A 13,666-nucleotide genomic window follows, 5' to 3' on the forward strand; every position below is an offset into this window, starting at 1 on the left:
CGCGCCCTCGCGCACCCGTTTCAAGCTAAGCGAACGGACAGATTACTGCTTGACCCAGCTTGGCAATGTGAATTCACCCGTCGCGTATTTCTCGGGGTAGACAACAGCGGCGGTGCCGTCCTCATACCACTGAACCACAACCATTGATGGTGCAGCATCGTCAAACGGCTCGGACAGATCAAAACGGATATTGTGCGGATAGGTCCGGCCAGTCACAGGTTCGACCTCGTCATCACCCCAGAAGGCGTAGCGCAGCCACAACTGACCATCCAGCTCAAGAACAAGATCCTGTTTCTTCATCGCTTCGGCCCAGCCTTCGACATTGTCAAAACCACCGGCCTCTTCGGCTGCGGCCATGGCCTGCTTCAGCCCATGATAGGCATTGAACCCGTTGAAATGAGGCAGCAGCGGACGGCTGTCATACTTTGCCTGATAGGTATCGACAAATTCCTGACTGGCCGGATCAAGCCGGAACCCAACCGAAGGAACTGGCGACAATGTCGAGATACCGCCACCGGCGCCACCCGTATCTTCCCAATACTCCATACCCAGTGCGGCTACGTTCACACCCGTCATCGCCATCGGCACCTGAAGCTTCACATATTGCGACGACACAACCTGCGAATTCACAGACGAAACCTGATAGATGAAATCGGCCCCAGTGTCCTGCGCACGGCTGAAGATCGGAGCAAAATCGACGGTGGCAACGTCATATGTGATGATTTCCTTGACCTCGATACCGGCAACCGGAGCCAGCGCCTCGGTCACCAGACCGGTTATCGCCTCGCCAAAGGCAGTATCTTCGGCAAGGATAACAACAGAATCCCAACCCATCTTTTCCTTCAGAACATCCGCGCCAAAGTTGATGTACAGCGTGGCCAGTGCCTCGTCCGAGGCGATGTTCATGAAGTAGGGCGCCATGCTATCGGGGTCTTCGACCACCATGTCGATGATCCCGATATAGGATGTCCATGTGTCCAGGGTCGGAATGCGGTATTCCTGCATTCGGGGCAGCCATCCCAGCGATACATCGTCAATCGAGCCCGAGATGATGAAATCAACCTCTTCTGTTTCCGCGAGGTATTCATAGGCCCTGATGCCCTCGGTCGGATCTTGTCCGGTGTCGGCTGAAACAAGCGTGATCTGCTCCCCCATCACACCACCATTTGCGTTGAGTTCTTCAACCGCGATTTCGGCCCCACGCAAAGTCGACAACCCTGTATCCGAGGAAAGCGACCCGATAAATCCAACCTTGATTTCAGCTCCGGCCGCCGAGGCCATGAGCGCGATACACGTCCCGCTGAGTAGCGCTGTCTTGATCATCACATTAGCTCCCTGTGTCTCATTATGCCCTTCTTGTATTCTGTATACAGTACACAAGAAGATAGTTCGATCAAATCCTTTCTTGAAAACTCATGTTCAGAATCCGCTGATTTCGCCGTTTTCGTCGTGGATCACCGCATCCACATCGATTTCCACCATCAGCCCGGGCTGGGTCAGCCCTGCCTGTACGGTTGTCAGAACCGGGTCGATCCCCTTGAAAACCTCCCCATGGGCATGCGCGAACGCGCCCGCTTGGGACAGATCGGTCAGGTAGGCGCGCACTCGGCCCACATGGCGCAACTCGGCGCCAACCTCTTTCAGCGCTTCATCGATGCGCGACAGGATATAGAGGGTCTGCGCACCAACATCCCCGGGCGCGTGGATACGGCCTGTGGGCTCAATCGCTGTTGTCCCCGCGACCCAGACAAACGGCCCGATGCGCTTGGCGCGAGAATAGGATGCAACCTCTTCAAACCGCCCGCCAGACTTCCAGATGCGTATTGTCACAGGCCCAGCCTCGTCCGGATCGCTTCTGCTGCGTTTTGCAGCGCGGCCTGTTCCGTTACGGTCAGCCGCAGTTCCTCAACTTCGACCAACCCGCCTGCGCCCAGATGAGCTGGTACACCCAACACCACACCGTCAATGCCGTATTCGCCCTGCAACATAACTGACACTGGAACCGGCCCTGTTCGCGCACCGCGGATATGGTCGATCAATTCGATCGAAGCATGAGCTGGGGCGATTGTCGCCGAGCCCGATTTCTTGAGCGCAACCACCTGACCGCCCCCGGTGATCGCATCCTGAACACAGGCGTCGATCTGTTCGGGTGACAGGAACACATCCAGTGGACGCCCCTTGATCTTGGCTCGGCTAGGGATCGGCGCCATTTCGTCGCCGTGGCTGCCAAGTGTAAATGCCTCGACATCAGCGGGCGTAACACCTGCGGCCATCGCCAACGCGTTGCGAAACCGACTGCTGTCGAGCGTACCCGCCATGCCCAGAACCTGCTCGCGAGGGAGCTCCGTTGCGCGCAACATCTCGACCGTCATTTCGTCCAGCGGATTGGTCACGACGATCACGATGGCATTTGGTGCGCCTGAACGGATCGCTTCGGCGGCCTGCCGGATGACACGGGCATTCACGTCGATCAGATCAGCACGGGTCTTTCCCGGACGGCGGGCACGACCGGCGGTCACGACAACCACTTCGGCCCCGGCCACAAGATCCATCGCCTCACCCCCGACACATCGCGCGCGCGCGCCTGTGATCCCGGACGTATGATTGAGATCCAGCGCCGTTGATGCCGCCAGACCCGGAGTGATGTCGATCAGTGCGATTTCATCAGCTAAGTCTGCCATTGCAGCCAGATGCGCAATATTGCCGCCAACGCCCCCTGCCCCTATCAAAGCCAGCTTGCCTAGCCTGCGGGCTTTGCGCGGCGCGCGCGAAGGTGCGACCCATTTGGGTGAGCGGCGATATAGAACCCGGCGCATTGAAACTGCACCATCCGTACGCGACGGCTGCGGTCGTTCCAGCGGCCCGTCCACCAACGCAATACCAACACGCTCTGCAGTTTCGCGCGCGAGGGCCGTTACGATGTCACCCGGTAAAACCTCAAACACGATCCTGCCGCGGCGGCGGGCGTCCTCGACCGCATCTGAGCCTATGACGCGCGGGGTGGCCATCACCCGGTCTGCCCATCCACGGCCTCGACGGCACGTGTGGCGGCTTCGACGGCGGTTTTGACCGAGTTTTCAGACCCCGAGATGAACAAACGGCCGAACCGCCCAACTGCACGCACTTCGACGATGTCTATTTCTGCGGCTTTCTCGGCCTCATTCGCGGCGATCGAGATATAGGCGGCAGGCGCACACTCCACGATCCCCAGCGTCTGCCCCGGCACGATCAACGCACCCTTGCGCCATTTGTTCAAAAGCTGCGCCTGATAAGGTTCGACACTGGTGATGATCTGGGTAGAACTGATCGCAGGCTTCAACCGGTCCGACATCGAGGCCCCAAGTTCGGCCAGCATTGCATCCCGTGCGGCGGACACTTCGGCGTTTGAAGGCGAGCGGAGGATGAAGAAGCCAAACTCGCGTTCCACCATCTGCGTTGTCGCTTCGACCGAGGACGCCTTGAGCGCCCGGTCGATCAGCGAAAACACTCCGTTGCCCGGCGCAAATTCTCCGATCAAAACCGTATCACCGGACAAAGGCACCGACCCCTGAACTGTCGCGCCGTTATAGGCGGCGAATTTGGGTTGCAGATTGTCGATCTGCATCAGCGCCCGAATCGTGATTTCGCTCATGCGCCATACTCCTCGTAAATGTCGCGCCAGGGTCTGCTTTCATAAGCGACCCGCTTGATGTTGATGAGATGCAGGGCGGTGACGTTGTCCGAGGTGATCGACCCCGACCACGTACCCGTGCCCAACATGAAGGATGGCTCCAGATCGGTGGAATAGCCCATGCCGCCCATGATCCCCGGCGTGTTCACCAACACACGGCCTGTGGGCACAGTCGCGAAACGCGCCACCACCTCGGGGTCATCGGAATGGATGACCGAGGAATGCCCCCAGCCTTCGAATTTCGCAATTGACTGCGCCAGTTCGATTCCGTGATCCGTGGACTTTGCTTCGTAGAAGGCCAGTACCGGGTTCAGTTTTTCAGCGGAAAGCGGACGTTGCCAACCTATCTCTGTTTCTTCCGACACCAGACAGCGGGTGCGTGGCGGGATCGAGAATCCGGCGGCGTCAGCCAGAGCCTGTGGGCTTTGACCGACCCTGTCGGGGTCCATCGCCTGCGCGCCTTTGAAGATTACTTTTGCCAACCGGTCGGCTTCGGCCGGGGTACAGAAATAGGCGCCTTTGAGTTTCAGTTCATGGCGTAAATCGCGTGCAATTTCAGGATCCACAACCACTGCCTGTTCACTGACACACGCAGTGCCGTAATCGAAGCTCTTTGAGGTCACAATCATCTCGGCGACTTCGGCCAGATCGCGGGCTTTGGATTTATGCACGTAACAAGGCACGTTCCCCGCCCCTACTGCGAGCGTCGGCTTGCCGCTGGAATAAGCTGCCTTGACCATCGCAGGCCCGCCTGTCGCCATGACAACCGAAGTTCGGCGGTGCTTCATCAATTCGGCCGTGCCCTGAATGGTCACGGCATCCAAGCATTGGATCAGCCCTTTGGGCGCGCCCATCTGCTCCGCCACGCGCGCCATGACACGGACGGTTTCGATCCCGCAACTGACCCCACGCGGATGCGGAGCGCAGACAATAGCGTTACCGGCCTTCACTGCAGACAGTACTTTATAGATGATCGTCGATGTCGGATTGGTCACTGGAATAAGGGCCGCGACCACACCCATAGGTTCACCAAAGGCAGCGATCTTGGTGGCATCGTCCCGCCACAGCAGGCCCAGTGTGGTCACATCCCGCAAGTAGTCCGCAACAGACAGCGCATTGAACAGATTCTTGACCCGTTTGTCCGGTACATTGCCATACCCGGTTTCCTCAACTGCCAACTGCCCCAATCGCTCCGCCTCGGGTTCGATAGCGCGGGCCATGGCATCGACGATGACATCCACTTGTGCCGGGTCGGTGCCGAGAAAGGCGCGATAGGCTTCGAAAGCCGTTTCAGCGGCGCGCCGTGCGGCGGCGATGGATTTCAAATCAGCGTCCATCACGAGGCTCCGGTGGCAATGGTGTCAAAGATACGGCGCGCCTGATCGACATCGCCTACGGATATTCCGATGGTCTCCAATCTGCGCCCGGCGGCCGCCACGTCGGCACCCAGAATACGGTCTGTCATGGTGATCAGGCTCTCGGTCAGAGGTGCAGCCAGACCTGCGAGTTTCGCGGCTGAGACAAGCGGCACCAGTGAGCCCAACACACCGTCGCGCATCAAGTGGCGTGCTGCCTTCCTGTCCGGAACCGGACGTGCGCCTGATCCCCGTTCGGCTCCGGCAAAGGTCGCAATCCAGTCCTCGGTCTCAGGCAAAGTCCGAACGCCAAAGGCCGCAGCTACCTTCCGCCTTTCGTAAGCCAACCCGTGGATCACCTCACGTTGATCCGGCCCTATGAGTGCGGCGAATGTCCAATTGCCCTCCAGCGGTACGCCGCCCATCGGCACGTCCGGTCCACCGGAACCCAACCCTGCGCCGCCAAGGATCAACGCTGGAATCTCGACCGCTGCCGAAAGATCGGCAAATCCTGAGGTCAGAACTGAATCCACCGGCTGAATGTTTGAAAGATAGGGTTGCAGCGCCTCAAGAACGTTCGTCCGACCACGCGGAAGTGTCGCTGCGGGCATCGGTGCGGCTTGTGTCAAAGCCAGCCCAGCGCCCTCGGCCTGATACCAGTACGGCAGACCCTGCGCTTCGACCAGAGTAACATCAGCCGTGCAGCCACCAATACGAAGCATCCAGGCGGCTTCGACCGCGCCGAGTGACCGCCCGGGTGCCAGAACAAGCACCTGACCATCGCTCAGGTGATCGGCCAGCACCATGGCATACGTACGCTGTTTGTGAATCGGCCCCGTCAGAAAGATCGCCTGCGCGTCTTGCACAGCCGCGTCCAGTTCCGCCGTGGTTCGAATAGAAGGCCCATCGCGATCCACCTGATACGTGCCGACCGGCCCTTCGCCCCGAAGGCCGATTCCCGAGGATTGGGCCAGCAGCGTTAATTCCGACCCATAGGCCGAGAACAGGGTTACCTCGGCCCCCTCCGCCAGACATAACGCTGCCAGAAGACGGGCATCCGGGCCGCCACCTAACACCGCAATGCGGTCAAACTTTTGGGTGATGGGTGCATCCCGTGTCGCGCCGCGTGTTACCGCGCGCGTGAAATCCTCGAAACCGGCTGACATGGTATCTCCTCAAAGGGATGGATCAGGCCGACGACCCGGCACCTAGCCCGTCGATAATTGCCTCAAGCTCGTCATGCGGCCGTGCGATCACGTGGACCGAAACCACCTCACCCACTTTGTTGGCCGCTGTTGCGCCTGCGTCGGTGGCTGCCTTGACCGCGCCGACCTCTCCGCGAACAAGTGTTGTCACCAGCCCACCGCCCGCTTTTGTTTGGCCGACGATTGCAACACTGGCCGCCTTGACCATCGCATCCGCCGCCTCAATTGCGCCGACCAGGCCGCGCGTTTCGATCATGCCCAGGGCCATCTGCCCCGCCAGTGGTTTCGCCATTTTCTGTTCCTCCGAAAAAGTTGTTTCGCGTGTTGTGTTTCAGGTTGTCGAGACGCGGTCGATCACCGCAATGATGGCTAGGTCTACGGGCACCGTGGACAATCCCACCGCCATCCGGGCCGCAGACCCGCTGACAACCAACACCATGTCCCCAACCCCGGCGCCGCAGGTATCTACCGCAACCCGCGCGGGATCGATCAGGCTGCCTTTGCTGTCGACCAGATCCGTCACAAGCAGCTTCGTTCCGACCAGCCTGGCATCCTTGGCTGTTGCCGTAACGGTTCCGGCGACCTTGCCCAAATGCATCAGAATGTCCTCAGATAGCGGTCCAGTTCGACCTGAGTGACTTGTTGATTGAAGAAATCCAACTCGCGCTCGGCTTGTTGCAGGACCAGCTCCCACAGCATTTCGCCCAGAACATCACGCAGCCAGTCCGACCCTCGCGCCAATCCGATAGCGGTTGGTAAATCGGTCGGAATGGGATCGCCCACGCCTTCCTCATATCCGTTTCCAGTTGTCGGGGCAGAGGGGCTCAACCCCTGTTCGATACCGTCAAGCCCGGCGGCAATCTCGGCCGCAAGCAACAGATACGGATTGGCGTCCGCCCCTGCATCGCGTTTCTCGACTCGCACGGCAGTGTCAGAGCCTTCGATAACCCGGATGCCGACAGTGCGGTTATCATACCCCCAGCTCGCGTTGATCGGACAGAATGTATAGGGCTGCCGACGGCGATATCCGTTGACCGTGCCGCTGCCGCAAATCGCCGTCTCGCACATGCGCTGCTGCAGGCCGGCGATGAAGGATTTGCCAATGTCATTGATCTTGCCATTGTCAGCAAAGACGTTCTTGCCATCTTTCCACAACGAGTAATGCGTATGGAACCCGTTGCCAGACTGATCAAAGAACGGCTTGGGCATGAATGTCGCCAGATATCCATGCGCAATACCTAACTGGCGGATCAGTGATTTAAACAGAACAACACGATCCGCCGCTGCCAGAGCTTCGCCATATCGAATGTTGACCTCGATTTGACCTGCTGCATATTCCGGGTTCGACTGTTCGATCGGGATGCCGCATTCGTTGATCTGCTGGCGGATCGGCCCAACGATATGTTCCATCCGGGCAGCGCGGCCCAGACCATAAACCTGAATACCACTGTCGCGCGGCTGGCCGGTTTCAGGGTCCAGAAGATAAAATTCCAGCTCGGTGCCAACATTGACCTCGATCCCCATCTCGCGGGCTCGTTCCACCTGCCGCACCAATGCCTGACGCGGATCGATGGGTACCGGATTGTGGTCCATGCCCTCGGCGCGACCAAAACAGACGGCCACTCCCGGCTCCCACGGGACAGAAACTGGCTTGGTCATCGGGAAGACGTGCATGTCAGGATAACCGTTGTCGAAATTTACATATGGCGTATCCCAGACGTCGCAGGTCATATCGATCGCCATCAGCGCGATCGACAGTGCATTGCCGCTTTTGCAGACGTGATCCCAATGGCTGGCCGGAATGCGCTTGCCGCGCATGATACCGTTGAGGTCCCCGACACCAAGTATGACGGTATGTGTGCCCTCGGGCAGATCAAACCCCGAACTCATTTGCGCGCGCTCCCTGTTTTTAGTTTTATAATTGCTGTATTCTGTATACAGTATTCACAAAGCCAGTCAGGAAACAAGGAAAATCTGCGCCATGCCCAAAAGCTCGGTTATCGTTGTCGGAGGTGGCATCGTTGGCGTCATGACGGCGCTTACACTGCAACGGCGCGGCGAGACCGTGACGCTGATCGACAGGTGGGAGCCGGGACATTCCCGTGCATCTTCAACGGATTACAACCGGGTAATCCGCGCCATATCTGGGCGGGACGAGTTCTATACGCGCTGGGCGCGCGAAAGCCGTCTGCGCTGGCTGGAGCTACAGGCAGAGAGCGGACAGAACCTGATGTATGAATGCGGCGCGCTGATTCTGGCGACCAAGGGACATTGCGACTGGGAAGACGCGACCGCACAAACTTTCGACCGGGTTGGCGTGCCTTATTACAAATTCAGTCAACAGGACATCGAATCACGGTTCCCTCAGTTCAAGGTCGCCGACATCGAATACGCGCTGTTCGAACCCGAAGCCGGAATGCTGATGGCACACCGCTGTGTTCTGACCGGGCTGGACCTGTTCCGAAAAGCAGGAGGCAAAGTCCAGCGCGGTCGCGTCACCACAGATGGATCAGAACGTCCGATGCTTGACGGCAAACCGCTCGAGGCTGATCTGATAATCGTATCAACAGGCCCGTGGATGGCGGACATGTTTCCCCGAACGATCAAGCCGATCTCCACCATCGTCGGCGTCAATGTCCTCTACACCTCGACACCCGATGGATCAGAAGAATTCGATATGAGCCGGATGCCCTGTTGGATTGATCACGGGCAGGGATCATTTGGCCTGCCATCTTCCGAGGGATCCGGGGTCAAGGCAGCGGTGGTTATCCCCGACAAGATCGATCTGGACAATGATGAACGGCTTATCCGTCAGGAAACGCTGGGCCGCACGCGCAGCTATATCCGCCACCGCCTTCCCGGCCTGGAAGGGCAACGAGTTGTAGATTCCAAATTCAACCAGATCATCCTGACCCCCGACACGCATTTCATTGTCGACTGGCACCCCGAGCATGAAAACGTGCTTTTCGCCGGAGGGTGCTCGGGCCATTTGTTCAAACACGCACCGGTGTTTGCAGAATTTGCGGCCGGTGTTGGGCTTAAAGATTTTGGCACCGCGGATCGCTTTAAGATTGCAGGCCGCAGAAAATTGAGTCCGAAGGAAAGCCCAAGCGGGCGCTAGCTGTCTGACAGGGCGCGGTATATCCCGGCATTAGGGCACTTGCTCTGCGGAAGAACCGCACCCGCTCGAATGGCGTCGCGGCAGGTTTCCGCCTGCAAACAATGCCCGCATTTTTCTGCCAGTTCCAACCCCAGTTCCGAGTGCGCGTTCAAGTCCGCTTCAGTCAGGCCGAATTGCCCGGCCATAGCTAGTATGCGCTCCCGTGCCTGCGGTGCGCCGGATCGTAGCATGGCCAGATCCGCGCGGGATAGCCCAAGGTCCGAAAGCTCGCGGTCACTCAGGCTCTCATCTCGGGGTGTACTGACAATCCGCGCTATTTTCTGAACGAAATCTTTATATCCTGACATCTCGCGGCCTCCTCCACCACAGTATGTATACAGTATACATAGATGCCCAGGGCCGGAATTGATCAGGATCAAGCGGGTTTTGAGTTCTCACGCCTGACCGTAGGTGCTGCGAAACAATTCAACCGCTTGCGAGGCGGCCAGATCCTTGTGCACATGCGCCATTTCAAGCGAGGCCAACCCATCATCCGCCTCTTGCGCTGCAAGAAACACGTCTCGCCCGCGCACAAACAACTCACGCAGATGGCTTGCCCGGTATTCAGGATGGAATTGTACCGAACGGGCCGGGAAGTCATAGTCCAGCGCCCCTACTGGGCAGTGATCCGCCGACCCCGTCACCTGCGCCAGGGGCGGAATACGTGTGACCTGATCCTGATGCCAGACATAGGCGTCAACGCTGGCTCCGCCATAGTCAAAGCCTCGCGCGCCAACGACATTACCGACCTTGGCCGTCTCTGCTTTGCCCCCATAGACGTCCGCCATAATCTGATGCCCAAAGCAGATACCGAAGACGGGCTTGGAATGCTCCCGGCACCTTTCCAGAAAACCGCGAAGAGGCTGCATCCAATCCGTGTCATCATAGACCCCGAATTCGGACCCTCCGACGACAACCCCGTCGAAATCCTCGAGCCGTGGCAAAGGCACACCATCGACCACATCCACCGAGGAAAACCGGGCCTCGGGCAAATGCGGCTCAAGCCACGCGCGGATCTGCTGTGCCGTGCGCGGCAGACCCTCCAGCAATGGCAACGGATGGAGGGTCAGCTCAAGAAGCGCGATCCTCACCAGTCAAAGGCCCTGTCGATACCCGCCATCTTGACGCCGGTAAAGGCCGACGCCTGAAAGCTGAGCGCGCGCAGATCTTCGGTCTCCAGATTGTGGACCGAGGATTTGCCACAGGCCTTGGCAAGCGCCGTGATCTCCATCGTCATCGCGGTCAGATACCGGGCCACACGCTCTGCACCTGCGTGGGGGTTCATGCGTGCCTCAAGGTCAGGGTCCTGCGTTGCGATACCGACCGGACAGCGACCCGTATGGCAGTGATGGCAAGCCCCCGGCGATGTACCCAAGGCCTGATAGTCGTCCATATACCTCGGGGTGTTGCAGCCCAGCGCGACCATCGCCGCGTTCCCGATCATGACTGCATCCGCCCCAAGCGCCAGGCATTTGGCCGCGTCCACACCTGATCGGATACCGCCCGCTGCGACAAGCGAGACTTTACCGCTCATCCCGCATTCATCCAATGCTTCGCGCGCGGCGCGAATGGCGCTCATAGTTGGAATGCCGGTGTGGTTCAGCAGCAGCTCAGGCGAGGCTCCGGTGCCGCCTTCGGCCCCATCAACCACAACCACATCTGCACCTGCTTTTGCGGCAACGGCTACGTCGAACCGGGGCCGCGTGGCCCCCATCTTGATGAAGATCGGCACCTGATAGTTCGTGGCGATCCGCAATTCCTCGATTTTGACTGACAAATCGTCCGCCCCAAGAAAATCCGGATGCCGGATGGTGGATCGCTGATCTACCCCTTCGGGCAAAGTGCGCATCTCGCTGACGCGCGGGCTGACCTTCATACCCAGCAGAAGGCCTCCGGTTCCCGGCTTGGCCCCCTGCCCCACAACGATTTCCAAGGCATCGGCACGGCGTAGGTGATCCAGATCCACCCCATAGCGGGCGGGCGACATCTGATACAGCAGGCGTTGGGAGGCTTCGCGCTCTTCTTCCAGCATCCCGCCTTCGCCCGTGCAGGTCATGGTGCCCACTTTCGAGGCCCCATAGCCCAGCGACGCTTTGGCCGAGGCCGACAGTGCACCGAAAGACATGGAAGCGATATAGATCGGGATTTTCAGTTCCAGCGGACGTTCCACCAATCCGCGCCCACCACCCAATACGGTCGTGGTGTCGCAGCTCTCTCGATACCCTTCCAATGGCAGGCGGGTCATTGTCGCCGGGACAAATGTCAGATCGTCAAAGGTTGGCATTTGCTTGTTGAACGTGTTGTAGCCGCGCACCTGATAACGCCCAAGCTGCGCCAACGCGTGTACTTCCGAAATCGCCTCGGGCGTCCAGCGGGTTGACCCACCTTCATCATAGGACGAAGGCACACCGGCCGGCCGACCTTCGACCGCACCCGCATCGCGGAACCTTATTTCTTCCTCTGACGCGACTTCGAAGGGGTAATCATAGGGTTTACTCAGATCATGAGCCATGCGCTTGCGTCCCTGCTTTCAAAATACCAAAGGCGCTGGCCGGACACCATTTTGCGCCAATTACGGGAGCTGTCGACCAGCCCCAAAGGATCAAGGATCGCATCAACTTCGGCCACCTCTTCGGCGGTGGGCTCGATCACGTTGACATCCACGCCGATACTGTCGATTTCGCCTGCGACCCAGACCTCGCCTTCCCACAGCGCGTCGGCGCAGGATTCTCCTGCCCCGCCCAGCGCAATGATCCGCCCCGCGTGCGCCATGAAACCGGATTGATAGCCGATCTTGCCCTCGACCACGATATTGCCGCCCTTCATGGCAACTCCAACGCGCGGCCCCGCATCGCCTTTGACGTGGATCGTGCCACCAATCATCGCCGCCCCGCAGGACATTCCAGCGTAACCGCCGACGGTGATGTGGCCCTTGGCCATCCCCTCGCCCACGGCCCAGCCGCAATTGCGTTCGATGATGATGTTGGCGCCGGTGTTCAAGCCTCCGCAGTAATATCCAACTGAGCCTTCAAAAGTGATGTCCACATTATCCGGCAGACCCACGCCTAGATTGTGCCGCGACAGCGTATCGACAACCCGGATCGGCTGCCCCAAGATACATGCGGCCATGATATCCCGGTTCACCTCTCGAATGTGACGTTTGCCAACTTCGATGACGATTTCATCCATCTGTCTTGCCACCTCACTCATGCCGCCAGGCTCCGGTTGCCGACACCCCAGATGCCGGTCAGCGAAGGGCCGTCGTAGTTGATCACGTCGCATTCCTCGGTCATCACCCGACGGACTGCTTGTTCCTCGGTCGCGGCGGCCAGATCGCCATTGCGGTTGACCACCACAAGCGGCTTCATCGCGAACCGATCCTTGGCAAAGCCGATCCCATCCGGTGTTGCGATCATGTAGGTGAACACCCCGTCGATGGACGTAATCGATTTTTTCAGCGCCTGCTCCATCGTCAGACCCGCCTTCATCTGGTCGCTGACCCAGACAGCAATCAACTCGCTGTCGTTCTCGGTCAGAAAGCGATAGCCCATCCGGCTCAGCCTATCGCGCCACGTGAAATAGTCGGTGATCTGGCCGTTATGTACGATCGCCACATCCGAAAAGGGCCGCGCCCAGAACGGGTGTGACGCGTTGGGCAGAACCGAGCTTTCCGTCGCCAGACGTGCGTGGCCCAGACCATGGGAACCGATCATGTCGCGCACGGCATGTTTTTCTGCCACCGCCTCGGCGCCGCCGATATCCTTGATGATCTCAAGGCTACGGCCACAGGACTGCACTTCGAACCGGTCCGTCAGTTCATCTGCATCCCGCACCCAGGCCTGCAAGTCAGCGGGATCCGAGATTTCCGCCCGGAAGCAGTAATGCCGGTTCTCATCTGTTACGATCTTCGGGTCGGACAGAAAGCCAGAGCCATGATCTTTCAGCACCGCCTCAAACGCGTCCAGGTCAGCGTCCTGCCGCGACTTGTCAAAGCCCATCCCCCGCAAAACGTATCCGGTGTCTCTTGGCGGCCCATAAACCGCAAACCCGGTGCTATCTGCGCCACGGTGTTCCTGCGCCTGCATCAGGTCTACCAGATCCGCACCGACCTGTCCGGGCGCGGTTAGAATCCTTCCAGCGATTCCACACATGAAGAGCTCCCTGTTCAACTACACCTGTATACTGTATACAGTACACGGCCAATAGCAAGCCCATTCGCCTTGGCACCAGTTGCTTTTTTGAATACAGAATTCACAAAACACGGAAAGAGAGGCTC

Annotated in this window: 15 protein-coding genes; 1 reads left to right on the forward strand and 14 read right to left on the reverse strand. The window is 59.0% G+C overall.

Annotation, left to right across the window (positions count from 1 at the left end; genetic code table 11):
- Window positions 1–42: 42 nt before the first annotated feature.
- From Q0816_RS00820 to Q0816_RS00860, 9 genes are all read right to left on the reverse strand, one after another.
- On the reverse strand, window positions 43–1,323 hold the full coding sequence (locus Q0816_RS00820) for an ABC transporter substrate-binding protein (RefSeq protein WP_298846409.1): 1,281 nt from the start codon (window positions 1,321–1,323) through the stop codon (window positions 43–45).
- A 96-nt stretch (window positions 1,324–1,419) separates the two neighbouring features.
- A complete protein-coding gene (locus Q0816_RS00825; protein ID WP_298846414.1) occupies window positions 1,420–1,830 on the reverse strand; it encodes a Rid family hydrolase in 411 nt (136 codons plus the stop codon).
- Window positions 1,827–3,008 carry a malate dehydrogenase gene (locus Q0816_RS00830; RefSeq protein ID WP_298846417.1) on the reverse strand — a complete coding sequence of 394 codons (1,182 nt, stop codon included), beginning with the start codon at window positions 3,006–3,008 and terminating at the stop codon, window positions 1,827–1,829. The genes Q0816_RS00825 and Q0816_RS00830 overlap by 4 nt, the downstream gene beginning before the upstream one ends.
- Window positions 3,008–3,631 (reverse strand): BMC domain-containing protein, encoded by a 624-nt coding sequence (locus Q0816_RS00835; RefSeq protein WP_298846420.1) that lies wholly within the window; start codon window positions 3,629–3,631, stop codon window positions 3,008–3,010. Before Q0816_RS00835 ends, Q0816_RS00830 begins: the two co-directional genes overlap by 1 nt.
- Window positions 3,628–5,007 carry an aldehyde dehydrogenase family protein gene (locus Q0816_RS00840; protein ID WP_298846422.1) on the reverse strand — a complete coding sequence of 460 codons (1,380 nt, stop codon included), beginning with the start codon at window positions 5,005–5,007 and terminating at the stop codon, window positions 3,628–3,630. The genes Q0816_RS00835 and Q0816_RS00840 overlap by 4 nt, the downstream gene beginning before the upstream one ends.
- Complete coding sequence (locus tag Q0816_RS00845; RefSeq protein ID WP_298846425.1) at window positions 5,007–6,191, reverse strand: hypothetical protein; 1,185 nt, start codon at window positions 6,189–6,191, stop codon at window positions 5,007–5,009. Before Q0816_RS00845 ends, Q0816_RS00840 begins: the two co-directional genes overlap by 1 nt.
- A 22-nt stretch (window positions 6,192–6,213) precedes the next feature.
- Window positions 6,214–6,522, reverse strand: a complete 309-nt coding sequence (locus tag Q0816_RS00850; protein WP_298846428.1) for a BMC domain-containing protein — start codon at window positions 6,520–6,522, stop codon at window positions 6,214–6,216.
- 39 nt (window positions 6,523–6,561) lie between these two features.
- Window positions 6,562–6,828, reverse strand: coding sequence for a EutN/CcmL family microcompartment protein (locus Q0816_RS00855; protein ID WP_298846431.1), 267 nt, complete (start codon window positions 6,826–6,828; stop codon window positions 6,562–6,564).
- On the reverse strand, window positions 6,828–8,120 hold the full coding sequence (locus Q0816_RS00860; protein ID WP_298846433.1) for a glutamine synthetase family protein: 1,293 nt from the start codon (window positions 8,118–8,120) through the stop codon (window positions 6,828–6,830). Before Q0816_RS00860 ends, Q0816_RS00855 begins: the two co-directional genes overlap by 1 nt.
- Window positions 8,121–8,211: 91 nt before the next feature.
- Between Q0816_RS00860 and Q0816_RS00865 the strand changes: the two genes are divergently transcribed.
- The gene (locus Q0816_RS00865; protein WP_298846436.1) at window positions 8,212–9,351 is read left to right on the forward strand and encodes an FAD-dependent oxidoreductase; all 1,140 of its coding nucleotides are present in this window, start codon (window positions 8,212–8,214) and stop codon (window positions 9,349–9,351) included.
- Here the strand turns inward: Q0816_RS00865 and Q0816_RS00870 are convergent.
- From Q0816_RS00870 to Q0816_RS00890, 5 genes are all read right to left on the reverse strand, one after another.
- On the reverse strand, window positions 9,348–9,698 hold the full coding sequence (locus tag Q0816_RS00870) for a DUF1127 domain-containing protein (protein ID WP_298846439.1): 351 nt from the start codon (window positions 9,696–9,698) through the stop codon (window positions 9,348–9,350). The genes Q0816_RS00865 and Q0816_RS00870 overlap by 4 nt on opposite strands.
- 87 nt (window positions 9,699–9,785) lie before the next feature.
- Complete coding sequence (locus tag Q0816_RS00875; protein ID WP_298846441.1) at window positions 9,786–10,481, reverse strand: type 1 glutamine amidotransferase; 696 nt, start codon at window positions 10,479–10,481, stop codon at window positions 9,786–9,788.
- Window positions 10,478–11,902 (reverse strand): FMN-binding glutamate synthase family protein, encoded by a 1,425-nt coding sequence (locus Q0816_RS00880; RefSeq protein WP_298846444.1) that lies wholly within the window; start codon window positions 11,900–11,902, stop codon window positions 10,478–10,480. Before Q0816_RS00880 ends, Q0816_RS00875 begins: the two co-directional genes overlap by 4 nt.
- Window positions 11,887–12,600 carry a hypothetical protein gene (locus Q0816_RS00885; protein WP_298846446.1) on the reverse strand — a complete coding sequence of 238 codons (714 nt, stop codon included), beginning with the start codon at window positions 12,598–12,600 and terminating at the stop codon, window positions 11,887–11,889. Before Q0816_RS00885 ends, Q0816_RS00880 begins: the two co-directional genes overlap by 16 nt.
- Window positions 12,597–13,541 (reverse strand): hypothetical protein, encoded by a 945-nt coding sequence (locus Q0816_RS00890; RefSeq protein ID WP_298846449.1) that lies wholly within the window; start codon window positions 13,539–13,541, stop codon window positions 12,597–12,599. Before Q0816_RS00890 ends, Q0816_RS00885 begins: the two co-directional genes overlap by 4 nt.
- Between the last annotated feature and the right edge of the window lie 125 nt (window positions 13,542–13,666).

Origin of the sequence: uncultured Ruegeria sp., from assembly GCF_947497005.1 — a bacterium.
Taxonomy (GTDB): Bacteria; Pseudomonadota; Alphaproteobacteria; order Rhodobacterales; family Rhodobacteraceae; genus Ruegeria.